The following is a 24,585-nucleotide window of genomic DNA, read 5'->3' on the forward strand; positions in this document are numbered from 1 at the left end:
TAAATGTTAGTTGTGTTTTATCGATATTACTATGTTCTCAATTACTTATTGAATAGTATTTATTTGAAGTCGTATTCTGAACGATAGATCAATGTCTAATATGATTGTTTAGTGCAGTCTTCATCATAGCAATCGCAATTAATGTAAAATGGAAAACCATTATGGCGTTTAATGACTTATTTAGGCTCAGTTCCCATGCGGTAATCACTAATGAAGATGGTCAAGTGTTGTTATTAAAAGCCAATTATGGCGACAAACATTGGGGTTTACCGGGTGGTGGGCTAGACCCTAATGAAACCATTCATCAAGCACTGCAGCGTGAATGTATAGAAGAGCTTGGCTGTGAGGTGGATGTGCAATATCTGTCTGGAGTGTATTTTCACAGTGCGTATCAATCGCAAGCGTTTATCTTTCGCTGTGAATTACCGGAGTCAGCTCAAATAATGTTAAGCGATGAACACAGCGATTACGCTTATTTCGCTGTTGCTGATTTGTCTGCGGTGCAGCAACAACGAATAAACGATTGCTTAGCCTTTAGTGGTGTGGTCTACAGCGCAGCTTTTTAAAGCCGCTTGATGCCAAGTGGTTAGTATTTGCATAATATCGTGTGAATCTTGCAGTTGTGCTAATGGCCTTGGCACTGTGTATTGCTTATTGTCTAGGGCCACTAGCACCGCTTCTACCTGGTAGTAAAAACCATTGCCTTTGGCTTCAACGTTCACAACTTCTGCATCTTGCTCATATAACCTCACCGAAAAATGATTACCCTGAGCTTCTGGTAACCAGGGATTTGAGGTGAACTCAATGCTTCCTAAGCTGCCTAAAATGGTAAATCCGGCGTGTAAGCCATAATCTTCAGCTGTGTGTAAATGGCATTGCACGCCATTTGAGTAAGTGACTATAGCGGTTGATTCACAAATATTACCATCTTGCCCACGTCGGCCTGTTGCCTGTAGTTGATATTGTTGGCTGATGTTATTGCCAAATTGTTGCTGCATGACGAGTTGCATTAATGATGCCGGGTAGCAACCGAGATTAAACAGCGCGCCAAGACTTGCTGGATTAACAAATTGGCTGATGGCAGCGCAATACTGGCCACGAATACTTTTTACTTCACCAATAACGCCAGACGCTAAGGTTTGGCTTAACTGCTGTATAAGTGGATGTGCAAGATACATTAGCCCTTCTAAAAAGAACACTTTGTTTTGCTTAACAGCATCAAGACTGGCAATGGTAGATGGCATATCTACCGACAGCGACTTTTCACATAAAATGGCTTTACCGGTATTGGCCGCTTTTATCACATATTCGTGGTGCAAATGATTAGGCAGGGCAATGTAAATCACATCTACCAGCGGATCGTTAATTAATGCATCGAAATCAGTAAATTGATGTGCGATATCATATTGCGCTGCAAACTCGGCTAACGTTGTGGTGTTACGGCCTGCTACTGCATATATCTGACTTTGGCCTTGTGCTTTTATCGCATCGGCCATCACACCAGAAATAAAGCTGGTGCCTAAAATACCCCAGTTTATGGTTTTGCTCATTGGTTATTCCTAAGAGGTTAAGCGTTGATAGTCAAAGGCTTGTTTTAGCTCGGTTAACCCAGCTTGAATAAAGGCTTGAGTGTGAGGTGCAGCAAAGTGGGCGTCAAATGCTGCTTGATTGTCATAACGTTCCCAAAATACAAAATGTTTAGGGTTAGTTTTATGTTGGGTTGCCATTGCAAGTGAGCAGCCTGGTTCGCTATTCATGTCTGCACAAAATTGACGGATTGCAGCAAGGCCTTGGTCTAACGGTACGTCATCTTTAATGTGAATCTCAGCGGTAATAAATATGCCTGCTTGATCTAATTTGTAATCCATAACAACTCCTAAATGGTGATAGCTCATCGTAAACCAGTTTTTATAGCTGCAACACTAGCTAATGGTGTTTACAGAAAACACTGTAGGTTTATAATCTTTGACCTATATAATTTGGAGTTAATATGGACAAGTTAACCGCAATGCAGGTGTTCAGTTGTGTAGCAGAGCAAGGTAATTATGCTGCGGCTGCGCACCAATTTAATATCAGCCGTACTATGGTAAGTAAGCACATCAATCAGTTAGAAGGGTATTTAGGTGTAAAACTAATAAATCGAACGACACGTCAACAAGCGTTAAGCGAATCTGGTCTGCTTTATTATCAAGAATGTAAAACCATTTTGGCGGCAATCACCGCAGCTGAAAATACCTTACAAACCATGACAGGTACAGTCAGCGGTATTATTAAAATTAACGCACCAGTGAGTTTCGGTAATGCTGTGTTAGCGCCCATTGTGAATCGTTTTTTATTACAGTATCCGCAAGTGGATGTAGACCTGCGTTTAGATAACAATCTGATCGATCCATTACTCGACAATGTCGATGTTTTAGTGCGAATTGGTGAGCTTGAAGATTCTGCTCTGATTGGACGTCATATCATGAATTACGACATGCAGTTTTGTGCATCGCCGCAATACTTAGATACTCACCCTGACATTTGTTCGAACACAGACCTTAGCGATCATCAATGTCTTGGTTTTAGTTATTCGACCAATGGTTCATTATCAGTGGCACATCAACAAATTTTTGGTAAACGTCATTTTAGACTCTCATCAAATAGTGGTGTCGTGCTAACTCAAGCTGCAATTGATGGTTTAGGGGTTGTATTACAGCCTAGCATTGTATTGAAAGAGGCAATAGAGGCAGGACTGTTAGTCAGTATTGCCAGTTTAACTCCACCCGAAACCATGCCAATTCATTTATTGTATAAAGATAAAAACTTACCATTAAAAACTCGCTCATTAATTGAGTTTATTGTGGCGCAGCTGGCCGATCATTGATTTAATGTTTACGGTTTCATCATGCCTTTTAATACAATGTCATCATAAGCGACAAACCCTAAAATATTGCCAGCTTCAATCACCGGAGCTTTATTAATATTGAAGCGTTCAAATAGGCGGGCGGTATAACGTACATCCATATCTGCAGAAACTGAGAAAACCGGTTTAATCATAATTTCGTAAATGTTAGTTCGCTCTGGTGATTTGTCTTTGGCTAACACTTTTCGGGCAATATCGCTCATTAATACCATGCCATATTCGTCATGTTGATTGCGTTTGTTGACCACTAAAATATTGACCTTTTTACTGATGGCGACTTGAATAGCTTCTGCTACTGTGAGCATTCCGTCGATCATAGCGTAATGGTTATTCATTACATCGCGATTACAGGTAGGAATTGTACTACTCATATTTTGTCCTCAATATCTTTACTTAGCTTTTGAACTTGATGAGCCACACCAACCGCATCTTCAACATCAATTTGAATGGCAATACCTTTACCAGAATCAGTGTCAAATTCACCCACGTTAGAGATAGTTTCTAAAATGTGCCGACTCATGTGTTCTTCAACGAGCCATAAAATTACGTCACGCTGAACATCTAAAGTTAATCCCATAAAGGTTTTCTTTTTTTCTAACCCTTCACCGCGGGCATGATTAATGACCGTTGCACCCGTTGCGCCTGCAATACGAGCGGCATCAAGTACTTTATCGGTACAGTCATCATCGACAAAGGCGACAATTAATTTAAAGCGCATAGGTTACTCCTTAATGGCTTTTCGTTTGGATAAATAATCAACCACCTGGGCGTAGCCCATCACAGTGATCATTGGAAATAAACTGGCAAAGGCAATTAAACCAAAACCATCAATTAACGGATTACGGCCTTCAACATTAGTGGCAAGTCCAAGCCCTAATGCAGCAACTAATGGCACTGTGACCGTAGAGGTGGTGACGCCACCAGAGTCATAGGCTAATGGTACGATCATTTTAGGGGCGTAAAAGGTTTGAATGACCACCACGACGTAGCCAGCCATAATGTAATAGTGAATGGGATCGCCAACCACAATACGAAAACAGCCTAAAGTAATGCCGATAGAGACCCCGAATGCCACTGACATGCGTAACCCCTGGATACCAATAGTGCCACCAGAAACTTGGTTGGCTTTTATCGCCACTGCAATTAATGACGGTTCAGCAATAGTGGTGCTAAAACCGATAGCAGCAGCAAACACATAGACCCAAAAATAGTCTTGCCAAATAAACGGTGCATTACCACCATCAGGGTGTAAAAATTCGGTGGTGGTCAGTTGGTTTGCCATGCTCTCGCCGATAGGGAATAGCGCTAATTGCAAACCAACGAGAAAAAACGTTAGCCCAATAATCACATACACAAATCCGAGTGATACTTTACGCCATTGGTTTATTGGGCGTTTAAGTACGCCCAGCTGAAAGCCAAACAGAATTATCGCAATAGGGATTACATCGCGAGCTGTTAGTAATAGAGTGGACATGAGTTCACTAAACAAAAGCACTCCTCGTTATTGATTATATCGATCAATTTAAAAACACCATGCCGTACAGCAATACAAAAATCATTGGACTAAGACTCGCAAAAGCAATTAATCCAAAGCCATCTACCATAGGATTACGGCCTTTAATCACACTTGCCAGGCCAACCCCTAGTGCTGTCACTAAAGGCACTGTAATGGTGGATGTGGTGACACCGCCTGAATCATATGCAATGCCGATAATGTTCGCTGGTGCAAAGCTGGTGAGGATCATCACCAATACATAACCACCAATAATAAGATAATGGATTGGCCATCCCTTAAGAATACGAATGACCCCAAGTAAAATGGCTAAACCTACCGAAATCGCAACCGTGATACGCAGTCCCATAGCATAGGAACTCATGGATTGTTGGTTTGACTCTATCGCACCCGCATTCGCGGCAACCTGTGCCGCTTCGTTTGCAACAGCCGTAAGAGCAGGTTCTGCTAATGTGGTGCCAAACCCCAAGGAAAAAGAGAAAATCACTAACCAAAAAACACTGCCTTTGCGGGCTAATGCTTCTGCAAGTGATTCGCCAATGGGAAATAAACCCATTTCTAAACCAAATACAAAAAAGGTCAGCCCTAATACAATAAACACCACACCCACAAGAATAGAACCCAGTTCTGCAGGCGCTTGATGTAGCACAAATATTTCAAAAAAACTGACGACTAAGATAATGGGTATAAGGTCTTTGAAGCTGTTGAGCATAGCGTGGAGCAATTTGTTTATGGCGGACATCTTAGCTCCTGTCGTTTATCGATTTTATTGTCATTATGTTCGCTAACAAAATAGCAAGCGGCCTTATTCAGTTTGCCCTGTAACGAGTATTTCGCAACATATTGATTACAATAAAAATCATTAAGTTGACGTAGGTCATAAAAATGATCCAAACTGAGACTAGAATTGTAAAAACTGTACCCGAGCAACATTCTGCATAGCATGAGAAAGGGTCAAGGATAAAAATAAAAAGGATTTAGACGACAATGAAAACACTCTTACGTTTATCAATAGCTGCAGCGTTTGTGAGCCAGTTTGCTTATGCTGAACCTGCAGATACAGATGGTTTTTCACACGCTTACCAGCAATACAATGCATCTGTTGAAAGTAACAACAACCAAGATACGTTGAAATATGCGCAGCAAGCGTATGAGTTAGGTCAAATTAAATTCGGTCAAGACAGCTTTGATAGCGCTAAGTTAGCCATCAATTATGCAAATGCGATAATGGTTGAGCCTAAGAAAAGCAATCAGGGCCGTGTGATTGAAGATGAAGCGACGCTTAAGGCGCATCAATTATTTACTTCTGCATTAGCTGTATACCGTGAAAACGTGAGCGATAATGGTATCGAGTTAATCGATCCTTTGATTGGGTTAGCTGAATCGACAACAGATGATAAATACGCGAAAACATTATTATTTGAAGCAATAGAGATTGCTGAGAAAGCTGACAATGAGTTAACGGTTGCCGAAGTAAAACTCATTACGTTTCATCGTTTATCGCACACCGAGTATTATACCCGCTCCGTGAGAACTTTGGCGTTTGACGCTTACGATATTTATGCTAATAAGTTACCAGAGGATGCCATTAAACGAGTTGATGCGACTTATCTCGTTGCTGCGTTATATGAGTCCATGGGTAAGCCTAGTCAAGCAATTACAAATTTAGTTGAAGTTATCAAACAATATCAGGCATTACCTTATAGTCATCCGTACGAGCTTCGTGCGCATGCCTTGTTAGTGAAACTGTATGAGCAAAAAGGCCTAGGCGATAAAGCCACTGAGCATTGTATTGCGATTGGTAAGATGACGCCATGGAATGACCAACAAGAACAAACCCCGTTATTTAGAAAACCACCCAAATACCCGCAATCATATGCCCAAAGAAGAAAATCTGGTTGGGTGCAAGTTGAGTTTACAGTTGATGAAAATGGTTTTGTTAAATCACCTGAGATCATTGACTCTAAAGGTGGCGCCCAGTTTGAAAAAGAATCGATAGAAGCGCTCAGTCAATGGCGTTATGCGCCTAAATTTGTTGATGGTAAGCCAACAGAAGCAAAATCTACCGTTCAGCTTGATTTCACCATAGGTTAATACCTAAGCCAGCTTGTGTTATACCAACCTCATTGGTTATGTTTAACTTAAGTTAACCAATACAAGCTGAGCATGCCGACACATACAACAACGAAGCTAGTTTCGATAAGGAACTGGCTTTTTTGTAGCTGTTTTTTACCTTGATTTAAAATAGTCACCAGTTGGTTTTGTTTGTAAATACGGCAAGAGACTAATTCTGTTTGTGGATCGACAATTAATTGAAAACGACATTTTCTACCATTATTGAGCAGTACATCATGCATGCTTTGTAAACCAAAGTTGAATTTGCGTGATACCACTTTGCCATTAATAAACACCCGTTCGAGTCCGCACCAATTACTCGCTTGCAATTCAATATTGTCTTGATTGAGGTGGTATGTAAACTTAATCATAATGCTGTCCTTATCACATGATAGCCACGAGCCCTGTGTCTAATAAAGCAGAGTAATGTGACATTTTCCAGCATATAAATATGAACAATTTACGAAATGAAGCTATCTTGTTGGCCGGCTTAGTAATATTTATTTTTTGAAAAGGCTATTGCCAAAATGTGTTTTTTCGGCACTTCAATATTAGCTGTTGATGATAAATAACGCAGAATAGGGTGTGGCAGAATATAGGCTTGATATGGGTATAAAATCATAGCTAACAGCCCGATTCAAAAAACGAAGTCGGTACCTGTTGCTTTAGATGTTTAGATTAATGTTCATTATCACTTAAGCAGGATCGCATCAATACTTACCTAACACAATAAGCATTTAATAGATCTTTCCACGTAATAATACCGACAATAATGTTGTTGTCTAATACTGGTAAACAACCAATATCATTATCTAGAATAAGCCGAGTTGCTTGATTTATATCGCAATGAGGCGCGATGGTGAGTGGATTATGGCTCATGACTTGGTGAACCCTTTTTTGCAGGGTTTCGGTGTCTCTAATTAATTCGGCCGCGGTCCCGATATTAGGGCTAAGTGCTCGCAAAAAGTCTCGATGAGACAATATACCGCTTAGTTGTTTTTTATCATCCACCACAATGAGGTGATGGAATTTGACATGGTCAAAAATTTCTTTAGCAATCTTCAGTCTGTCATCCATTTCAATAGTGACGACTCTAGTTGTCATGATGTCAGCGACACAGAGATGTTTAGTTGGGTTATCAGGTAATGTCTCTGCTAATATTTCGGTAGACGTTGTCATAAGCGATTCTCCACGTATTTATTCTTTTATATCAGATAAATATTAGTGTAACAATCATTTAACGGCCTAACCGAATCGCTTATTTACCTTAGACCGCTATCTGATTAGGAAGCCATTTTGCTTTCGGCTAAATGGCCCGCTAAGTATTTCTGATATTTAATAGGTTTTAATTGATGAATATCGACTAAGACTAAGCCATCGATACAGTCACCAAACTCTGCATCAATACCAAAGTCGAGAAACTGTACGCCATTGTTGTCGCACAATTCGCCATATTGCTTAAATAACGTCGGTACTGATACACCCATATTCGATAGCGTCCGTTTAAGTATTTTGAAGTTGTTAGCATAGTCACCGCCATTGAATAACTGGTGCAATTGATGCTGACGTTCGTCAGTGAATTGATACGAATTAAATGAAGTCGCTAAAACGTGTTTAGTGGCAAAGTGATATTGGTAAAAAAACACTAACATCTCTTTGGCTGGTACTGGCAGGCGATCGCTTAGCGACACAGGCCCAAAGAGGTAACGATACTGCGGGTTTTTAATCAAAAAAGCACCAATACCTTGCCACAAATACTCTAAACTCCGGCGGCCCCAATATTTAGGTTGGACAAAGCTGCGGCCAAGTTCGAGTCCCTGGTTAAAATAGGGGGTAAACGCATCGTGGTATTTAAATAGTGATTCGCTATACAGCGCATTTTCACCAATAGACTCGTGGAGCATTTTGGCACTGGCAAAACGATAAGCCCCCACAATCTCTAATTGGTCTTTATCCCATAACACTAAATGAAAATAGTGATTATCATATTTATCGGTATCGCGACGTTTACCGGTACCTTCGCCTACGGCTCTGAAGGCGATTTCACGAAGTCGGCCAATCTCACGCATAATCGCACTGCTGTGGGTATGCTTGTATAAATAGATTTGTTTATTGTCTTGGGTTTTTCCTAATAATTCGCATTGTTGTAGTGCTTGTTGCAGTTCACTGCGTTTCTCTGGGTGAGCAATGGCATTTTGAGTGATAAATAATGGGCTACGATTTTTACCAATGCGGTATAAATGATTTTTAAGCAGATTCACTTTGGTTTTAAGCGGAAAATCTTGAGTACTGACAACTTCTTTTGCAATCAATTGGCCAATCCGTACTGGCATGACATGATCCATTTGTTTAAACATTTCCTTGACCAGCAATAACGTCGCTAATGGTTTGTAAATCATTGAAGCGCCATAAAATGTAGCAGAGTTCTTCGCATCCACATATATGGGTAAAAGCGGCGCATTACAAGCGCGAGCCATTTTTAAAAATCCGCTGTGCCAATGTAAATCAGTGACGCCAGTAGGGCGTAAACGCGACACTTCACCCGAGGGGAAAATTAATACCGCGCCTTCACGTTTAAGGTGATGATGAATTTCATTTAAATGTTGTTTCGGTGTTCCACCTGTCATGTTACGTACTGGCAATAAAATGGAATGAAGCGGTTTAATGGCCATTAGCAATTCATTGGCAACGACTTTTATGTCTGGTCTCACTTGGCTTATCAGTTTGATTAATGCCAGCGCATCCAGCGAACCGATAGGGTGATTAGCGTAGATCACCACTCTGCCTTCAATGGGAATATTTTCAATTTCGTTATTGGGCACGCTGTAGCTGAAATTTAAACAGGCCAGAATTTGTTCAACAAAATCGACTCCGGATAAATGCGCATGTTCATTCGCAATGTCATTACACTGTTTTTCATGAAGTAAGTAGCGCAACATGGCTTTAGTCGGCACGGCTAACCAAGGCTTGTTATGCACATTTGGCAGGATTTTTTCGACCATATTATCAACAGTAAATATCATATTTTAGCCTTATTTATGCAACGTGCTGTTTTTGGGGCGTGATGATTGATGTAGCCTCTGAACTGCCGAAATCAATCGTGTTTACTGCGTTAACTTGTAACGTTTTTTCGTCCCATTTGAGTAACTGCACATTACCTGTTTCGGTTTCAGCAATTAATGTGCAATTTTCAACCCAGTCACCATCATTGGCGTAGATAATGGTGCGATTATGAATAGTATGCTGGGATAATTCTGGCTGATGGATATGGCCACATATCACCATGTCGACTTGCTTTTTAATAGCATAGCGCAGTACGGCATCTCGGTATTGGTTAATGGCTTGCTGAGCTTTGTTGACGCGGAGTTTGATGTAGCTGGCGAGTGACCAATATGGATATCCTAGGCGGCTTCTTATCCTATGTAGCTGGCGATTCAACCACAACAATACATCATATAAATGGTCGCCTAATTTGGCATAGGTTCTGCTAACACACACTTGTGAGTCAAACTGGTCTCCATGCAGCATTAGAAAACGTTTGCCGCTTATCGACTCATGGATATATTGTTTAGCAAGGGTAATACCCCTAAAGTGACTGTCTGAATAAGCTTTAAAAGCCTCATCGTGATTGCCAGGAATATAGATGACTTGGGTGCCATTACTGGCCAGTTCGAGAATTTTTTTAATCACCTTGTCGTGGCTGTCTGGCCAATAAACGCGTTTTTTTAACGCCCATATATCGACAATATCACCGACCAAATATAAGTATTGGCATTGGCTGTGATTGAGGAAATGTAATAAAAAGTCGGCTTTACAATCAATGCTGCCTAGATGAACATCCGATATCCACAACGCATGAAAATGCTGAACTTTGTCACTATGAGTTAAGTGCGATAAAGGTTGGCGTTGTTGATTGCTTTTATTGCTGTGTGAGATCATCTGTCATTTACCCTAATACACTGGTTGCGTCAGTGTTAATTTAGAGTAGGGCAGTTATTTGACGCTAAGGTGAACGATTTGTTGCAACTTGATTAAGCTTGCATAGATATTAGAGCTAATAAAAAGGGAAATACCTTAGTATTTCCCTTTAACATTAGGCGATGAATCGGCTAAATGAAGATGGGTTGTTATTTTAGTTATTTAGCCGCATCAATAATTGCTTTAGCCATTTCATCGGCTACTGAACCGGTAGTGCGGTTCTCGCTATCGGCACGTTCAAAAATGGTCAGTAGGGTATTGTAAATCTGCTCTACTTTAGCGGTTGCCGCTGCAGCATCGTAGTTTTTCTCAAATGAGACATTGATAATGCCGCCAGCATTAATCACATAATCTGGCGCATACAAAATACCCATCTGCTTTAGTTTTTCTCCGTGACGTACTTCTGCTAACTGGTTATTAGCACAACCGGCAACGATAGTGGCTTTTAGTAATGGCAAGGTTGTGTCGTTAAGTGTTGCACCTAATGCACAAGGTGCATACACATCAACATTCTGAGTATAGATATCTTGCGGAGCAACAACGGTTGCACCAAATTCGGTCGCAACACGGTCAAGCGAGGCTTGATGAATGTCGGTCACAATCAGCTCAGCGCCAGCATCATGTAAATGCTTACATAAGTAATAACCCACGTGTCCCACGCCTTGCACAGAGATTTTAATCCCTTGTAGACTGTCTATGCCACGCTGATGTTTTACGGCTGCTTTAATACCCAGGTAAGTGCCTAAAGCCGTAAGTGGCGATGGATCGCCTGATTTACCTTCAAGACCCGCTACAAATTCAGTTTCACGACTGGCTATCATAATGTCTGACGTAGACACTCCGACATCTTCAGCTGAATAATATTTACCGCCTAAGCTGTTTACAAAACGTCCGAATGCAAGAAATAATGCTTCGCGGTCGGTGGTTTTAGGATCGGCTATGATAACGGCTTTACCCCCACCCATGGTGAGTCCGGCTAACGCATTCTTATAAGTCATTCCACGAGACAGACGTAACACGTCTGTTAAGGCTTCATCATCCGATTGGTAGTTCCACATACGACAACCGCCAACGGCAGGGCCTAAATTAGTGTTATGAACTGCAATAATGGCTTTTAACCCACTTTGCTTATCATGACAAAAGACTACCTGTTCGTGTTCATCGAACGAAACATGATTAAAAACTGCCACGTGACATCTCCGCTTGCTAGCTTGTTGAAGTAAAGTTCTCACACCTTGTGTCATTGAGTACGCAAGGTGCAAACGACTGCTTGTTATATTTATTGCAGCACGATAGCATTTAGGGATACTCTCAACAAAGCATGATTTAGTTATTTTTGTGATTAGCGTGGCAATTTAGCTTGCCACTTTACGTAAACGTAAGGTAGTTTGTGTTACGTAATTGTTTTTTGAGTAAATAGCAGGTAAGTTTTTTATTCTAATCTGCATTATAACAATAAGATAGGAAGTATTATGACTGAAGAAGTTGCCGAAAAGGTTGCACAGCCAACGCCAGAGCCAGAAGCATTAAGAGAAGAATGGGTCCGTACCCAATTCCAAAAGGCGAACCGTTTTTTGGCTGAGAAAGGGGTTATCCCAAGCAAAGTCCTTGCTGACGAAAGTCGTTATCTTGCTCCTTATTTAGCTATTTGGAAGATGGAATCAAAACAGCCTAAAAAACAAACCTTTTGGGTTATGTCTGGTGATTTGCCATCCGATTACGTCGATGTGAAAGTGGCGGCAACGGCTCGCGATGCGATTAGACACTTCTCGATGATGTGGCAACTTAAAGCAGAAAATTTGCATAAGTCGGGTGTTACAAAAGATCCTACCCAGCTGAGATTTTCGCAATTGTTGGTGTCGCGTGCTGAAAGCTTATACAGAATGCATCAAGATGAGAAACTGTGGGCTTAACAACCTCAGGCAGTTAATAAGCTGAAGCAATAGAGGCAAAAAAGGCACTTACAGTGCCTTTTTTTATGCCTTTAAGCGATGAACAATGACCCATATTAATAACGGATACTGATGTTCATCTGCTCAGTTGATCATTAGTTAACGCTTATTCGCAATCGTCTTCTGCTAAGTAGAATAACCCTTGATTGAGTAATGCCGTCATTACATCTAGCGCAGCCGTATTGTCAGTGAATAAATTTGCCTCTTCTGGCGTAATTCTCACTTGATTGGCCAACAGTTGTAACAGCTCATTAGGCGCATCTGGGAGGGTATACACTTCACCATTGATAAACAAACGCGGTTGGTTATCATTTTCTAAGCGTAATACTTTTAGACCACCGATACGTTGAATGATGGCACCTTGTTCAATCGCTTCGAGTAACTCATCAGCTGTTAAGGGTTCTTCGCCTTCACAAATATCCAGTTCAAAACGATTTTGACTGAGCAATTTACCTAACATGGTTTGGTAGCTGGCCGGATCTTGTGCTAGTTGAGTCAGTAAATCCATAATACCTTGCTGATGGGTTTGGCTGATAAGACCCGGCTCTGCTGGCTCATCTGATGATGTGAAACGCTTCTGACCTTGGTTACTGTCGATTAAGGCATCGGCTAATTCGGTTAATAGCTCTTGCTGACTTGGCGCTCTAAAACCAATTGAATACGACAAGGCGAGCGATAACGTTTCGCCGCAGTGTGGGTATCCTGGTGGAATATAAAGCACATCGCCTTTTTGTAATACCACATCGATGATCGGTTCAAAGTCATCAACTAGCGGTGAGTTAGGGTTATCACCACGACGCTTATGTTGACCTTTGTCGCCCACTTTCCAACGACGTTCGCCATCACCTTGAATGATAAACACATCGTAGTTATCAATATGTGGCCCAACACCACCACCTGGCGTGGCAAATGATGCCATTAAGTCATCAAAGCGCCAGTCTGGTAAAAATCGAAATGCTTCGACTAAAGCCTGTGAGTCAGGATACCAATGGTTGACGGCTTGAACTAACAACTGCCAGTTGTCTTCACCAAATTGGTCGTAGTCTTCAAATGGACCTTGGACGACGTCCCAGTCATCACCTTTTGTGACCACGACGCGTGATGATATTTCTTCTTCACAGGCTAGGCCAGCAAGTTCATCTGCTGCGATAGGATCTTCAAAGTCGATAAAAGCCTGTTTGATAACAAGCGGTTTTTGCTGCCAATGTTGTTTAATAAAGGCTTGGGTATCAATATTTAATGTGTACATCATTGACCTCAGGTCGAGATAATTAACGAGTGGTAATACAATAAAAAAGCGGCCACATATGCGACCGCTAATGGTATGCATAAGCTTATAAGACTATTTTAGCTCATCAACAAAGGCTTCTGCGCGGCCAATGTAGTTTGCTGGGGTCATCTTTTTCAATTCAACTTTTACGTGTTCTGGTAATTCAAGACCATCGATGAATACGGCAAGTTGTGCTGCATCAATACGTTTGCCACGTGTCAGTTCTTTAAGCTTCTCATACGGCTTTTCAATGCCGTAACGACGCATTACGGTTTGCACTGGCTCTGCCAATACTTCCCAGTTTTTGTCTAGTTCTGCTAAAAGTTGTGCTTCATTGACTTCTAATTTGCTAATGCCTTTTAAGGTTGCTTGATAAGCTATTAACGAGTGAGCCATACCTACGCCTAAGTTGCGTAATACGGTCGAATCAGTTAAGTCACGTTGCCATCTTGATACCGGTAATTTTGCCGCTAAGTGTTGCATCAGCGCGTTAGCGATACCTAGGTTACCTTCCGAGTTTTCAAAATCAATTGGATTGACTTTGTGCGGCATGGTTGATGAACCAATTTCGCCAGCGATAGTGCGCTGTTTAAAGTGCCCTAGTGCAACATAACCCCAAATATCACGATCAAAATCGATTAAAATGGTGTTGAAACGGGCGATAGCATCAAACAATTCTGCAATGTAATCATGCGGCTCAATCTGAGTGGTATACGCGTTCCAGTTAATGCCAAGGCTAGTCACAAAACGTTGTGACAGTTCATGCCAATTTACTTCAGGGTAAGCAGAGATGTGCGCATTATAGTTACCCACAGCACCGTTAATTTTACCCATAATTTCAACCGCGTTGATTTGGTTTAATTGACGATCTAAACGTACGGCAACGTTAGCCATTTCTTTACCAAGAGTCGATGGCGATGCTGGCTGCCCGTGGGTGCGAGACATTAACGGCACACTTTTATTGTCACGAGCTAATTTTTTGATGGCATCAATTACTTGCTGACATTGCGGCACTAACACTTGTTCACGAGCTTCTTTTAGCATTAAAGCGTGAGACAAGTTGTTGATGTCTTCAGAAGTACAGGCAAAATGGACAAATTCATCAATAGCGACTAACTCAGCATTATCGGCAATTTGCTCTTTTATGAAGTATTCAACCGCTTTAACGTCGTGATTAGTGGTGCTTTCAATCGCTTTAATACGCAGTGCGTCTTGTTCGCTAAAGTTGTCCTTGATGCTGTCTAACAAGGCTAGCGCGGTTTCACTAAAAGGGGGAACTTCTTCAATTTCTGGGCAGCTAGATAATAGCTTTAACCAGTTAATTTCAACTTGAACACGGTACTTAGTAAGACCGAACTCGCTGAAAATCCCTCGTAATGAGGCGGTTTTACTACCATAACGACCGTCTACCGGAGAGATAGCAGTTAGTGCGGAAAGATCCATTTGAAGCTCCTTGATGAACTTAGTTGTAGGGTGATTCGATTAATTTTTATTTTGGCTTTGTTGTGCTGTATCAAATATTGCCTTGCGGGCAAACACTAAATGGCGACGTTTGCCACCTAATTGGCGCCATAATACCGCACTGCGCATAGCCGCAAGCAATAACGCGCGAATTTTGTGTTGGACCTGAGGTTGCTTTAAGCAATCGGGATTGCCCGATATTTGTAATTTAGGCCCCAACTCACTGATAACATCACTGTAAATACTGGCAAAATTGGCCAGGACTTGTTCATCTGTAATGGCAAAGTGGGCTAATTGGCGATGCACTTGATTGATGCGCTCAGCGAGCATGCCTAAACCATTAGGCGAGCGGGCCAGCTTTCGTTCTAGGGTTAACACACCAACAAGATAACGAGTCGTTTCGACATCTTTATTGCTGCCATCACCGAGCTGATTTTGGATCAGTTGGTAGCCGTTATCTAAAATGGCTTTATCTTGATACACATCTGTAGTCGATTCTGGTTCGGTAACCAAAATGGTATTAAGTGTCGCCGCCAAAGCGTCTTTATCGCTTTCACCGTGGCGTGCTAAATACTGCACTTGACCGATAGCCTGTAAGATCCCGGCAAAGGCCATTGTGCGTTCAAACATTATGTTATCTGGAGTTTGGCTCACGGATTACCCTCGAATTAAAGTATCGATTATGCCGCCACCTAAACAGATGTCACCATCATAAAACACCGCTGATTGCCCTGGCGTAACAGCAGCAACAGGTTCATCAAACATTACGGTAATATTGTCTGTGTCATCATAGGTGAGGGTACATCCAACATCACGTTGACGATAACGAGTCTTTACAGTAATTGTGCTGTTATTGGCTGGACCTTTACGATCAACCCAATGGAGTTGATTGACCGTCATACCTGTTGACATTAAACGAGGGTGATTGCCGCCTTGCGCCACAATAAGTACGTTGCGGATTAAATCTTTTTCAACCACATACCATGGGTCTTCATTGCTGTTTTTCAGCCCACCAATGCCTAGGCCTTTACGTTGCCCAAGCGTGTGGTACATCAAGCCTTGATGTGTGCCAATCACTTCACCTTCTGATGTTTCAATATCACCTGGTTGTGCCGGTAAATAGGTAGCTAAAAAGTCGGTAAATTTACGTTCACCGATAAAGCAAATACCTGTGCTGTCTTTTTTGTCGTGAGTAATTAATCCCAGTTTTTGGGCTATTTCACGTACTTGATGTTTTTCAAGTTCACCGACAGGGAACAAGCTGCGGGCAACTTGTTCGTGGCTTAATGTGTATAAGAAGTAGCTCTGATCTTTATTACCATCAACACCACGGAGCATTTCAACGCTGCCATCGCTATTGTCACGACGGCGGACATAATGGCCCATGGCAATATAATCGGCGTCTAAAATGTCGTCAGCAAATTCAAGAAAGGCTTTAAATTTGATTTCTTTATTGCACATAATATCGGGATTTGGCGTGCGACCCGCTTTATATTCTGCTAAAAAGTACTCAAATACGTTATCCCAGTATTCGGCAGCAAAATTAACGGTATGCATTTTTATACCTAGCTTGTCACATACCGACTGAGCATCTTTTAAGTCATCTGCTGCAGCGCAATATTCATCGGTATCGTCTTCTTCCCAGTTTTTCATAAACAGACCTTCAACCTGATAGCCTTGCTGCATTAACAAGTAAGCTGATACTGAAGAGTCCACACCGCCGGACATACCGACAATGACTTTTTTACCGTTTGATGCTGGGTTGATTGATGTCATAAATCCTAAAAACCTTGAAGATAGATAGTGTGTATATTGTGCCGCAATGCCAATGTTTCAAGGCAATTGTGCTAGTTTTTTGCTAGTAGTGAATCTGAATACTATTAGTTACGAATATCGAAGAGATTAATTGGTAAACGGCCAATAAATACGACATTTGTGCGGCGCATATTCTATCACGCATTCACTTAATGGGCTATCTTGAGGCGCATACTAATAGCCTAAGACAAGCCATTAAAAATAATCGACATTGAGTAACGATAACGGTGTGTGCTGTGCGGGATGGTTTTTATCTGATTGTTGTAAAAAGTCTTCAATACTTTTTAGCACTAACGGGCTACGGAGCTGGCTACCAAGGGCAATAATGTCAGCAAGATTAAGCCAATGGGTAGCGGTAATGGCGCTGTCTCGAGGTGTGGCGTGTTGTTGCTTGGCCAGCTCAATACAAAATGTATAACGCACAAACGCTAACTCGCCAGAGGCGCTAAATTGGTAGATCCCGACAATAGCCTCGGGTATTAACTCAAGCCCCGTCTCTTCAACAATTTCTCGTGCACACGCAGAGACAATCGATTCATTGGCCTCTAAATGCCCCGCTGGTTGGTTAAATTTAACTGTGCCATCGATTAACTCTTCTACTAATAAAAACTTACCTTGGCTATAAATAACGCAGGCGACAGTGGTATTAGGTTTGTAACGTTCGGTCATATTTCCCTCTTGTATAAAGCGTCTGCCAGCGATTACTTTGCCGTGCTGATCACTTTGTATTCACCATTAGGTAAATCATCTAGACACCATTGACCTATTTTATAACGGATTAATCTTAAGGTTGGATGACCTACATGTGCGGTCATCCTTCTGACTTGGCGATTTCGACCTTCACAAATTTGCACTTCAAGCCAGGTCGTTGGAATGGCTTTACGTTCTCGTACTGGCGGGGTTCTTGGCCAAATATCAGGAGATGTCATTACGCAAACTTTAGCCGGTAATGTCATACCATCTTTTAATTCAACCCCATTACATAAGGCATTGATTGCATCATCCGACGGCTCTCCTTCAACTTGAACCCAATAGGTTTTAAAGGTTTTTTGCGCCGGCTGAGTTAACTTTGCTTGTAGCTGTCCGTCATTGGTTAGTAACAATAATCCTTCACTGTCACGGTCTAGGCGCCCTGCAGCATAGACATCAGGTATTGGAATAAAATCTTTTAATGTTTGGCGACCTGCTTCATCGGTAAATTGGCATAACACATCAAAAGGTTTGTTGAATAACACAATGACGGGATTTTCAGGTCGTGGTTTTTGTGGGGGACGCGATTTTGCCCTGCCACGAATAGCAGCACTGCTTATTGGCGTTCGTGTTGCTTCAGAATTGACTGATGTTGTTGACGCGCCAGTTCTGTGAGTCGATGTTTTTTTAAAGGAACTGAATTTACCTATTTTTGACATAAAGGTATGGTTAACATCCTTTGCTAATACAAGTGAGTGATAAGTGAGCGAATATAAATCTATTTATGGTAGTTTACTGCGTATTCGCCCTTAGTGGAATTTGAAAATTATTAAGAATGATCTATGATGTCCGCCTAAAAATTGTGATCTGTACCTAATTTATCATTCTGAGATAGCGGCTTTAACCGTCAAATCTCAGAGGTTCAAGAAAAAATATAATAATAAATGGGATAGGGGATGTCACATACTTGGCTTATTAATAGTGTGCCGTGGTTGCAAACCTTGGTTCACTTACGCGAGTGTTATCCACCAAAGCCCGTCAAATGCTTATGCAGCTTATTCTAATAAATTATTAATTTACAATAATGTAGGAAACAAAATGAAAGATAACACTCCAACGATCATATACACAGAAACCGACGAAGCACCGGCACTTGCCACCTTGTCTTTATTACCGATTATCCGTACTTTTACTAACGCAGCAGGCGTAAAAGTTGAAACTCGTGATATTTCTTTGTCAGGTCGTGTTATAGCTAACTTCCCTGAAAAATTAACTGCAGAGCAAAAAATTGCTGATGCGCTAACAGAATTAGGTGAATTGGCTAACAAGCCAGAAGCCAACATTATTAAGTTACCTAACGTTAGTGCGTCTGTGCCACAGTTAAAAGCCTGTATTGCTGAACTGCAAGCAAAAGGCTATGACATTCCGAACTACCCTGATGAGCCTAAAAATGATGCTGAAGTAGAAGCTCAATCTCGTTATGACAAAATTAAAGGCAGTGCGGTAAACCCTGTATTACGCGAAGGTAACTCAGATCGTCGTGCGCCTACGTCAGTAAAAAACTACGCCAAGAAAAATCCACATTCAATGGGTAAATGGGCCAGCGACTCTAAGTCTCACGTTGCACACATGAACGAAGGTGACTTTTACGGTAGCGAACAGTCGGTGACGTTAGCGGCTGCAGATAAGGTTAATATTGTACTGACTCAACAAGACGGCAAAGAAGTCGTGTTGAAAAGTGGTTTAGCGTTACTCACTGACGAAGTGATTGATTCGTCGGTGATGAGCAAAAAAGCATTAGTGGATTTTTATACTCGCGAAATTGAAGCGGCTAAAGCTGAAGATGTTTTATTATCTTTACACCTTAAAGCGACCATGATGAAAGTGTCTGACCCAATCTTATTTGGTCTTGCTGTTAAAGTGTTCTTTAAAGATGTATTCGATAAGCACGGTAAATTATTTGCTGAGCTAGGCGTTGATGTCAATAATGGTTTTGGTGATGTTTATGCCAAAATCAGCACGCTACCAGAAGCTAAACGTAACGAAATTGAAGCTGATATTGCTGCTGTTTATGCTGCTCGTCCAGCACTTGCAATGGTCGACTCAGATAAAGGTATCACTAACTTACATGTACCTAGTGACATCATTATTGATGCATCAATGCCAGCAGCTATACGTTCTTCGGGTAAAATGTGGGGCCCAGACGGCCAGTTACAAGACACTAAAGCGATGATCCCTGATCGTTGCTACGCTGGCGTTTACCAAGAAACCATTTCGTTCTGTAAAAAGCACGGTGCATTTGACCCAACGACGATGGGCAGTGTGCCTAACGTGGGCTTAATGGCTCAAAAAGCAGAAGAATACGGTAGCCACGATAAAACGTTTGAAATTAAAGCCGCTGGTACGGTTAAGGTGATTAACCAAGCTGGCGATGTGTTAATGAGCCATAACGTTGAAGCTGGCGATATCTATCGCATGTGCCAAGTCAAAGATGCGCCAATTCGTGACTGGGTTAAACTTGCGGTTAAGCGTTCGCGTTTAAGCAATACGCCTGCGGTATTCTGGTTAGACACCAACCGTGCTCACGATGCTGAATTAATTAAAAAAGTGACTAAGTATCTAGCAGAGCAAGATACTGCTGGCTTAGACATTCAAATAATGACACCAGAAGATGCTACTCGTTTCACTTTAGATCGCATTATTAAAGGTGAAGACACTATTTCGGTAACGGGTAACGTGTTACGCGACTACTTAACCGATTTATTCCCAATTCTTGAACTGGGAACAAGTGCGAAAATGTTATCTATCGTGCCGTTAATGAATGGTGGTGGCTTATTTGAAACAGGTGCCGGTGGTTCAGCACCTAAGCACGTGCAACAAGTCGAAAAAGAAGGTCATTTACGTTGGGATTCATTAGGTGAATTTTTAGCACTTGCTGCGTCTTTAGAGCATTTAAGCCAAACGACCAATAATGCTAAAGCACAAGTATTAGCAGATACCTTAGATGTGGCTATTGGTGTGTTTCTTGATACCAATAAATCACCGTCTCGTCGTGTAGGTGAACTCGATAACCGCGGTAGTCACTTTTACCTAGCGATGTATTGGGCACAAGCATTAACTGAGCAAACGGCTGATCCAGAGCTTGCTGCACACTTTGCACCTTTAGCTAAGTCATTGGCAGCAAATGAAACTGTTATTCTTGCTGAATTGAACGGTGCTCAAGGCCCTGCAGTTGATTTAGGTGGTTATTACCGTTTAGATGCTGCTAAAGCTGAACAAGCAATGCGCCCAAGTGCTACATTAAATCAATTTGTTATTGGTTAACTCTGCGAGGGGGATATTTCCCCCTAATTGATGTGGCTGGCGAAGTTAATCAATAGACCTTTTTATGATGGGATATAATTAATTTTTTAGCCTATGTTAGGCAATAAAAAAGACAGGGATTAAAATCCCTGTCTTTTTGTTTTATAGTCTCACCAATTAAATTGTTGGCGAGATGGCTGAAGCATGCATTCCTTTAGGGCCTTCCTCAATTTCGAAGCACACAGGTTGACCTGCTTTTAAGGTACGATAACCTTCCATTTCGATAGTTGAATAGTGCGCAAATACATCTTCGCCACCCTGATCAGGGCAAATAAACCCGAATCCTTTGGCGTTGTTGAACCATTTAACAGTTCCGTTTGCCATACTTCCACTTCCTTCTGTTGTCTACTTACCAGTAAGATAGTAAAACTTATTATCCAGCGGTCTAGTATTCGCCGCCTAGCAAACAGAATGAAATTAGTACGAAAAGAAGTCAAGCGGTAATTAACAAAAGAGCAACATTTAATTAATTTAATGATATCAAGTGGTCGGGAACCAAACGAGAGGCTAGTATTAAACGATGGCTAAATTAGGCAGTGTAGAACATATTGCGGAAAAGGTTGAATCTGAACTACAACCGCCCAATATGTATAAAGTGGTGCTAAACAATGATGATTACACCCCAATGGATTTTGTGGTAGAAGTATTACAACGATTCTTTGAGAAAAATGAACAGCAAGCTGTTGATATAATGTTAGCTATCCATAATCAAGGTAAAGGATTGTGTGGTGTATTTCCATTTGGGATAGCAGAAACAAAAGTTTTTCAAGTAAATCAGTTTGCAAGAGAAAACCAACATCCGTTACTGTGTACGTTAGAGAAAGCATAATATCGAATTCTCACAGTCTGTGGTTAAAATTAAGGGGTGCTTATGCTGAACAAAGACCTGGAAGTCACCTTGAACCTAGCGTTTCAGCAAGCTAGAGATTCACGTCATGAATACATGACGGTAGAACATTTATTATTAGCGCTGATCGACAATCCCTCTGCCTATGAAGCATTAGTTGCTTGTGGGGCGGATGTGAATCGTTTACGAGAAGAAGTGGCTAATTTCATTCAACAAACTACGCCGATTATTGCAGAGTCAACAGAAGAACGTGAAACCCAGCCTACTTTGGGATTTCAACGTGTTCTGCAACGTGCGGTATTCCATGTGCAATCATCTGGTCGCAACGAAGTGACGGGTGCCAATGTGCTGGTGGCTATTTTTAGTGAGCAAGAATCACAAGCAGTTTATTTACTGCGTCGTTGTGATATTACTCGTCTAGATGTGGTTAATTTTATTTCTCATGGTATGGCTAAAGAGGATGATTCTGGTGAGCAACAAGATCAGGAACATGCTGAAGACCCATCTGACAATGCCGAAGATCGCAGTATGTTGGCGCAATTTGCGGCCAATTTAAACCAATTAGCTCAAGACGGTACCATTGACCCATTAATTGGCCGTGATGCTGAAATTGAGCGGGCTATTCAAACCCTTTGTCGTCGCCGCAAGAATAATCCTTTGCTCGTGGGTGAAGCTGGCGTCGGTAAAACGGCTATTGCAGAAGGATTGGCTTATCGAATAGTCAACAAGCAAGTGCCTGATGTTATGGCGAATGCGACCGTGTATTCGTTAGATTTAGGCTCATTATTAGCCGGCACCAAATACCGTGGTGACTTTGAAAAGCGCTTTAAAAGCTTATTGAAAGAATTGGCTGCTGATGAGCATGCTATTTTGTTTATTGATGAAATCCACACCATTATTGGTGCTGGTGCGGCATCTGGTGGTGTGATGGATGCATCGAATTTACTCAAGCCATTATTATCAAGCGGTAAGTTACGCTGCATGGGCTCAACCACGTTCCAAGAATATCAAAGTATTTTTGAGAAAGATCGTGCTTTAGCGCGTCGTTTCCAAAAAATTGATATTAACGAGCCTTCGGTTGCCGAAACCACCAAAATTTTGATGGGGCTTAAATCTAAGTACGAAGAATACCATGGTGTGCGTTATACCCAGGCTGCCATCAGCAGTGCGGCTATTTTATCTGCCAAACACATTAATGACCGTCATTTGCCTGACAAGGCTATTGACGTGATTGATGAAGCCGGTGCTCGGATGGTGATGATGCCGCAAAGCAAACGCAAAAAAACCATTGGCCAAGCCGAAATTGAAGCTATCATCGCTAAGTTAGCGCGTATCCCTGAGAAGTCGGTATCGTCCACTGACAAGGATATGTTACGTAACCTTGAACGTAACCTTAAGATGGTGGTATTTGGTCAAGACAAAGCGATAGAGAGCCTTAGCGCTGCGATACGCTTATCGCGCAGCGGTTTAGGTTCTGAGAAAAAACCGGTAGGTAGCTTTATGTTTGCTGGCCCAACTGGGGTAGGTAAAACAGAAGTTACTAATCAGTTAGCTAATTGTCTTAACCTTAAACTGATTCGCTTTGATATGTCCGAGTATATGGAGCGCCATACGGTGTCACGTTTAATCGGGGCGCCTCCAGGTTATGTTGGTTATGACCAAGGTGGTATGTTAACCGATGCTGTGATTAAAAATCCGCATTGTGTGGTATTACTTGATGAAATTGAAAAGGCGCACCCTGATGTATTTAACTTGCTACTGCAAGTGATGGATCACGGTACTTTGACTGACAATAATGGTCGCAAAGCCGATTTCAGAAATGTCACCTTAGTGATGACTACCAACGCTGGTGTACAAGAAACTATTCGTAAATCGATTGGTTTTAGACAGCAAGATCATACTCAAGATGCCTTAGCTGAAATCAATAAAGTCTTTTCACCTGAGTTCCGTAATCGCTTAGATTCAATTGTATGGTTTAATCATTTGGACATGACGGTGATCGCCAAAGTGGTTGATAAGTTCTTAGTTGAGCTTCAGGCACAGCTTGATGATAAGCGTGTCACCTTGGATGTTAGTGATGAAGCACGAACCTTGCTTGCAGAGAAAGGTTATGACAAGTCGATGGGCGCACGCCCAATGTCACGTGTTGTCACGGAGTTGATTAAACGTCCGTTAGCGGATGAGATTCTGTTTGGCGTGCTTGAACGAGGTGGTATTGCGCATATTGACGTTAAAGATGGTGAGATTAATATCGATTGCGAGTCGTTAGAAAAAGTCTCGTAACGATTCATACCTATTAAAAATAGGCTATTAAAAAAGATGACCCATGGGTCATCTTTTTTTATGTTTGTTAATTGCGCCCAATACCATTACTTATAAATAAACCTTCAACTCAAAGCATTTCTTACTGTTCAATTCAATGGGTATTGATAGCAAAATGGGTATTCCCTTTTTAAATCAATAAACATAGTAGTGGATCGTATGAGGTGCTTCTGCAAAACGGATTACAACCATCGCGATGCTTGGTTGAATGCTCTGATAAAGGGATACCCATTACGTTGAACATTCGTCTTGTTTGATGCGTGTTGCTTTACGTTGAATACACTTTATTTATGCAGTTTGGTATAACAACAAAAAAACCGACAGACAGTCGGTTTTTACATTGTTGAGGCTAGC

25 protein-coding genes are annotated in these 24,585 nt (G+C 41.6%); 7 read left to right on the forward strand and 18 right to left on the reverse strand.

Features of this window, described 5'->3' with window-relative positions; translation table 11 throughout:
* The first annotated feature begins 161 nt into the window (after nucleotides 1-161).
* Nucleotides 162-566 carry an NUDIX hydrolase gene (locus tag EGC82_RS09745; RefSeq protein ID WP_124730581.1) on the forward strand — a complete coding sequence of 135 codons (405 nt, stop codon included), beginning with the start codon at nucleotides 162-164 and terminating at the stop codon, nucleotides 564-566.
* Here the strand turns inward: EGC82_RS09745 and EGC82_RS09750 are convergent.
* A complete protein-coding gene (locus tag EGC82_RS09750; protein ID WP_208646942.1) occupies nucleotides 528-1,550 on the reverse strand; it encodes a Gfo/Idh/MocA family protein in 1,023 nt (340 codons plus the stop codon). The two genes, EGC82_RS09745 and EGC82_RS09750, sit on opposite strands and share 39 nt — an antisense overlap.
* Nucleotides 1,551-1,559: 9 nt before the next feature.
* Nucleotides 1,560-1,868, reverse strand: a complete 309-nt coding sequence (locus EGC82_RS09755) for a putative quinol monooxygenase (protein ID WP_124730582.1) — start codon at nucleotides 1,866-1,868, stop codon at nucleotides 1,560-1,562.
* A gap of 122 nt (nucleotides 1,869-1,990) precedes the next feature.
* On the opposite strand from EGC82_RS09755, the gene EGC82_RS09760 reads away from it, so the two are divergent.
* Nucleotides 1,991-2,866, forward strand: a complete 876-nt coding sequence (locus EGC82_RS09760; RefSeq protein ID WP_124730583.1) for a LysR family transcriptional regulator — start codon at nucleotides 1,991-1,993, stop codon at nucleotides 2,864-2,866.
* Nucleotides 2,867-2,874: 8 nt separating this feature from the next.
* Here EGC82_RS09760 and EGC82_RS09765 read toward each other — a convergent pair whose 3' ends face one another.
* From EGC82_RS09765 to EGC82_RS09780, 4 genes are read right to left on the reverse strand one after another with little or no spacing between them, the layout of a single operon-like run.
* Nucleotides 2,875-3,276 carry a CBS domain-containing protein gene (locus EGC82_RS09765; protein WP_124730584.1) on the reverse strand — a complete coding sequence of 134 codons (402 nt, stop codon included), beginning with the start codon at nucleotides 3,274-3,276 and terminating at the stop codon, nucleotides 2,875-2,877.
* Entirely contained in the window at nucleotides 3,273-3,623 is a 351-nt protein-coding gene (locus EGC82_RS09770; RefSeq protein ID WP_124730585.1) for a P-II family nitrogen regulator, read from the reverse strand. Before EGC82_RS09770 ends, EGC82_RS09765 begins: the two co-directional genes overlap by 4 nt.
* 3 nt (nucleotides 3,624-3,626) lie before the next feature.
* Nucleotides 3,627-4,379, reverse strand: coding sequence for a DUF1538 domain-containing protein (locus EGC82_RS09775; protein WP_124732619.1), 753 nt, complete (start codon nucleotides 4,377-4,379; stop codon nucleotides 3,627-3,629).
* Between the two features lie 43 nt (nucleotides 4,380-4,422).
* Entirely contained in the window at nucleotides 4,423-5,160 is a 738-nt protein-coding gene (locus tag EGC82_RS09780) for a DUF1538 domain-containing protein (protein WP_124730586.1), read from the reverse strand.
* A 245-nt stretch (nucleotides 5,161-5,405) separates the two neighbouring features.
* Between EGC82_RS09780 and EGC82_RS09785 the strand changes: the two genes are divergently transcribed.
* Nucleotides 5,406-6,512: an energy transducer TonB gene (locus EGC82_RS09785; RefSeq protein ID WP_124730587.1), complete on the forward strand. Its 1,107-nt coding sequence runs from the start codon at nucleotides 5,406-5,408 to the stop codon at nucleotides 6,510-6,512.
* A 47-nt stretch (nucleotides 6,513-6,559) separates the two neighbouring features.
* Here EGC82_RS09785 and EGC82_RS09790 read toward each other — a convergent pair whose 3' ends face one another.
* From EGC82_RS09790 to EGC82_RS09810, 5 genes are all read right to left on the reverse strand, one after another.
* Nucleotides 6,560-6,904, reverse strand: coding sequence for a hypothetical protein (locus tag EGC82_RS09790; RefSeq protein ID WP_124730588.1), 345 nt, complete (start codon nucleotides 6,902-6,904; stop codon nucleotides 6,560-6,562).
* A gap of 346 nt (nucleotides 6,905-7,250) precedes the next feature.
* Entirely contained in the window at nucleotides 7,251-7,712 is a 462-nt protein-coding gene (locus EGC82_RS09795) for a CBS domain-containing protein (protein WP_124730589.1), read from the reverse strand.
* A gap of 104 nt (nucleotides 7,713-7,816) precedes the next feature.
* Nucleotides 7,817-9,556 carry a bifunctional ornithine lipid synthase OlsF gene (olsF, locus tag EGC82_RS09800; RefSeq protein ID WP_124730590.1) on the reverse strand — a complete coding sequence of 580 codons (1,740 nt, stop codon included), beginning with the start codon at nucleotides 9,554-9,556 and terminating at the stop codon, nucleotides 7,817-7,819.
* A gap of 13 nt (nucleotides 9,557-9,569) precedes the next feature.
* A complete protein-coding gene (locus EGC82_RS09805; protein ID WP_124730591.1) occupies nucleotides 9,570-10,472 on the reverse strand; it encodes a UDP-2,3-diacylglucosamine diphosphatase in 903 nt (300 codons plus the stop codon).
* Between the two features lie 197 nt (nucleotides 10,473-10,669).
* Entirely contained in the window at nucleotides 10,670-11,701 is a 1,032-nt protein-coding gene (locus EGC82_RS09810; RefSeq protein WP_124730592.1) for a Glu/Leu/Phe/Val dehydrogenase dimerization domain-containing protein, read from the reverse strand.
* Between the two features lie 282 nt (nucleotides 11,702-11,983).
* Between EGC82_RS09810 and EGC82_RS09815 the strand changes: the two genes are divergently transcribed.
* The gene (locus EGC82_RS09815) at nucleotides 11,984-12,424 is read left to right on the forward strand and encodes a DUF4826 family protein (RefSeq protein ID WP_124730593.1); all 441 of its coding nucleotides are present in this window, start codon (nucleotides 11,984-11,986) and stop codon (nucleotides 12,422-12,424) included.
* Nucleotides 12,425-12,569: 145 nt separating this feature from the next.
* Here the strand turns inward: EGC82_RS09815 and EGC82_RS09820 are convergent, their stop codons facing one another.
* The 6 genes from EGC82_RS09820 to EGC82_RS09845 form a co-directional block, all read right to left on the reverse strand.
* Nucleotides 12,570-13,712, reverse strand: coding sequence for a ribosomal protein uL16 3-hydroxylase (locus EGC82_RS09820; protein WP_124732620.1), 1,143 nt, complete (start codon nucleotides 13,710-13,712; stop codon nucleotides 12,570-12,572).
* A gap of 93 nt (nucleotides 13,713-13,805) precedes the next feature.
* Complete coding sequence (gene purB, locus EGC82_RS09825; protein ID WP_124730594.1) at nucleotides 13,806-15,176, reverse strand: adenylosuccinate lyase; 1,371 nt, start codon at nucleotides 15,174-15,176, stop codon at nucleotides 13,806-13,808.
* Nucleotides 15,177-15,215: 39 nt separating this feature from the next.
* Nucleotides 15,216-15,824, reverse strand: a complete 609-nt coding sequence (gene hflD / locus EGC82_RS09830; protein WP_124732621.1) for a high frequency lysogenization protein HflD — start codon at nucleotides 15,822-15,824, stop codon at nucleotides 15,216-15,218.
* Between the two features lie 27 nt (nucleotides 15,825-15,851).
* The gene (gene mnmA / locus EGC82_RS09835; protein WP_124730595.1) at nucleotides 15,852-16,970 is read right to left on the reverse strand and encodes a tRNA 2-thiouridine(34) synthase MnmA; all 1,119 of its coding nucleotides are present in this window, start codon (nucleotides 16,968-16,970) and stop codon (nucleotides 15,852-15,854) included.
* 234 nt (nucleotides 16,971-17,204) lie between these two features.
* Nucleotides 17,205-17,678, reverse strand: coding sequence for an NUDIX hydrolase (locus EGC82_RS09840; RefSeq protein ID WP_124730596.1), 474 nt, complete (start codon nucleotides 17,676-17,678; stop codon nucleotides 17,205-17,207).
* A 32-nt stretch (nucleotides 17,679-17,710) separates the two neighbouring features.
* On the reverse strand, nucleotides 17,711-18,418 hold the full coding sequence (locus tag EGC82_RS09845) for a pseudouridine synthase (protein ID WP_124730597.1): 708 nt from the start codon (nucleotides 18,416-18,418) through the stop codon (nucleotides 17,711-17,713).
* A gap of 379 nt (nucleotides 18,419-18,797) precedes the next feature.
* Here EGC82_RS09845 and EGC82_RS09850 point away from each other — a divergent pair, with 379 nt between their 5' ends.
* Nucleotides 18,798-21,023, forward strand: coding sequence for an NADP-dependent isocitrate dehydrogenase (locus EGC82_RS09850; RefSeq protein ID WP_124730598.1), 2,226 nt, complete (start codon nucleotides 18,798-18,800; stop codon nucleotides 21,021-21,023).
* A 156-nt stretch (nucleotides 21,024-21,179) separates the two neighbouring features.
* Here the strand turns inward: EGC82_RS09850 and cspD are convergent, their stop codons facing one another.
* On the reverse strand, nucleotides 21,180-21,386 hold the full coding sequence (cspD, locus tag EGC82_RS09855; protein ID WP_124730599.1) for a cold shock domain-containing protein CspD: 207 nt from the start codon (nucleotides 21,384-21,386) through the stop codon (nucleotides 21,180-21,182).
* A 196-nt stretch (nucleotides 21,387-21,582) separates the two neighbouring features.
* On the opposite strand from cspD, the gene clpS reads away from it, so the two are divergent.
* Together clpS and clpA are read left to right on the forward strand one after the other, a co-directional pair.
* A complete protein-coding gene (clpS, locus tag EGC82_RS09860) occupies nucleotides 21,583-21,891 on the forward strand; it encodes an ATP-dependent Clp protease adapter ClpS (protein ID WP_059743873.1) in 309 nt (102 codons plus the stop codon).
* A gap of 42 nt (nucleotides 21,892-21,933) precedes the next feature.
* Nucleotides 21,934-24,192 carry an ATP-dependent Clp protease ATP-binding subunit ClpA gene (clpA, locus tag EGC82_RS09865; RefSeq protein WP_059743871.1) on the forward strand — a complete coding sequence of 753 codons (2,259 nt, stop codon included), beginning with the start codon at nucleotides 21,934-21,936 and terminating at the stop codon, nucleotides 24,190-24,192.
* Nucleotides 24,193-24,585: the final 393 nt, after the last annotated feature.

The sequence above is a fragment of the Shewanella livingstonensis genome (assembly GCF_003855395.1).
Lineage (GTDB): Bacteria > Pseudomonadota > Gammaproteobacteria > Enterobacterales > Shewanellaceae > Shewanella > Shewanella livingstonensis.

What these genes read in the sequence shown, in the direction of transcription:
- EGC82_RS09745 (WP_124730581.1), top strand. Translation starts at nt 162, where the DNA reads ATGGCGTTTAATGACTTATTTAGGCTCAGTTCCCATGCGGTAATCACT.
- EGC82_RS09750 (WP_208646942.1), bottom strand. Translation starts at nt 1,550, where the DNA reads ATGAGCAAAACCATAAACTGGGGTATTTTAGGCACCAGCTTTATTTCT.
- EGC82_RS09755 (WP_124730582.1), bottom strand. Translation starts at nt 1,868, where the DNA reads ATGGATTACAAATTAGATCAAGCAGGCATATTTATTACCGCTGAGATT.
- EGC82_RS09760 (WP_124730583.1), top strand. Translation starts at nt 1,991, where the DNA reads ATGGACAAGTTAACCGCAATGCAGGTGTTCAGTTGTGTAGCAGAGCAA.
- EGC82_RS09765 (WP_124730584.1), bottom strand. Translation starts at nt 3,276, where the DNA reads ATGAGTAGTACAATTCCTACCTGTAATCGCGATGTAATGAATAACCAT.
- EGC82_RS09770 (WP_124730585.1), bottom strand. Translation starts at nt 3,623, where the DNA reads ATGCGCTTTAAATTAATTGTCGCCTTTGTCGATGATGACTGTACCGAT.
- EGC82_RS09775 (WP_124732619.1), bottom strand. Translation starts at nt 4,379, where the DNA reads ATGTCCACTCTATTACTAACAGCTCGCGATGTAATCCCTATTGCGATA.
- EGC82_RS09780 (WP_124730586.1), bottom strand. Translation starts at nt 5,160, where the DNA reads ATGTCCGCCATAAACAAATTGCTCCACGCTATGCTCAACAGCTTCAAA.
- EGC82_RS09785 (WP_124730587.1), top strand. Translation starts at nt 5,406, where the DNA reads ATGAAAACACTCTTACGTTTATCAATAGCTGCAGCGTTTGTGAGCCAG.
- EGC82_RS09790 (WP_124730588.1), bottom strand. Translation starts at nt 6,904, where the DNA reads ATGATTAAGTTTACATACCACCTCAATCAAGACAATATTGAATTGCAA.
- EGC82_RS09795 (WP_124730589.1), bottom strand. Translation starts at nt 7,712, where the DNA reads ATGACAACGTCTACCGAAATATTAGCAGAGACATTACCTGATAACCCA.
- olsF (WP_124730590.1), bottom strand. Translation starts at nt 9,556, where the DNA reads ATGATATTTACTGTTGATAATATGGTCGAAAAAATCCTGCCAAATGTG.
- EGC82_RS09805 (WP_124730591.1), bottom strand. Translation starts at nt 10,472, where the DNA reads ATGATCTCACACAGCAATAAAAGCAATCAACAACGCCAACCTTTATCG.
- EGC82_RS09815 (WP_124730593.1), top strand. Translation starts at nt 11,984, where the DNA reads ATGACTGAAGAAGTTGCCGAAAAGGTTGCACAGCCAACGCCAGAGCCA.
- EGC82_RS09820 (WP_124732620.1), bottom strand. Translation starts at nt 13,712, where the DNA reads ATGTACACATTAAATATTGATACCCAAGCCTTTATTAAACAACATTGG.
- purB (WP_124730594.1), bottom strand. Translation starts at nt 15,176, where the DNA reads ATGGATCTTTCCGCACTAACTGCTATCTCTCCGGTAGACGGTCGTTAT.
- hflD (WP_124732621.1), bottom strand. Translation starts at nt 15,824, where the DNA reads ATGTTTGAACGCACAATGGCCTTTGCCGGGATCTTACAGGCTATCGGT.
- mnmA (WP_124730595.1), bottom strand. Translation starts at nt 16,970, where the DNA reads ATGACATCAATCAACCCAGCATCAAACGGTAAAAAAGTCATTGTCGGT.
- EGC82_RS09840 (WP_124730596.1), bottom strand. Translation starts at nt 17,678, where the DNA reads ATGACCGAACGTTACAAACCTAATACCACTGTCGCCTGCGTTATTTAT.
- EGC82_RS09845 (WP_124730597.1), bottom strand. Translation starts at nt 18,418, where the DNA reads ATGTCAAAAATAGGTAAATTCAGTTCCTTTAAAAAAACATCGACTCAC.
- EGC82_RS09850 (WP_124730598.1), top strand. Translation starts at nt 18,798, where the DNA reads ATGAAAGATAACACTCCAACGATCATATACACAGAAACCGACGAAGCA.
- cspD (WP_124730599.1), bottom strand. Translation starts at nt 21,386, where the DNA reads ATGGCAAACGGAACTGTTAAATGGTTCAACAACGCCAAAGGATTCGGG.
- clpS (WP_059743873.1), top strand. Translation starts at nt 21,583, where the DNA reads ATGGCTAAATTAGGCAGTGTAGAACATATTGCGGAAAAGGTTGAATCT.
- clpA (WP_059743871.1), top strand. Translation starts at nt 21,934, where the DNA reads ATGCTGAACAAAGACCTGGAAGTCACCTTGAACCTAGCGTTTCAGCAA.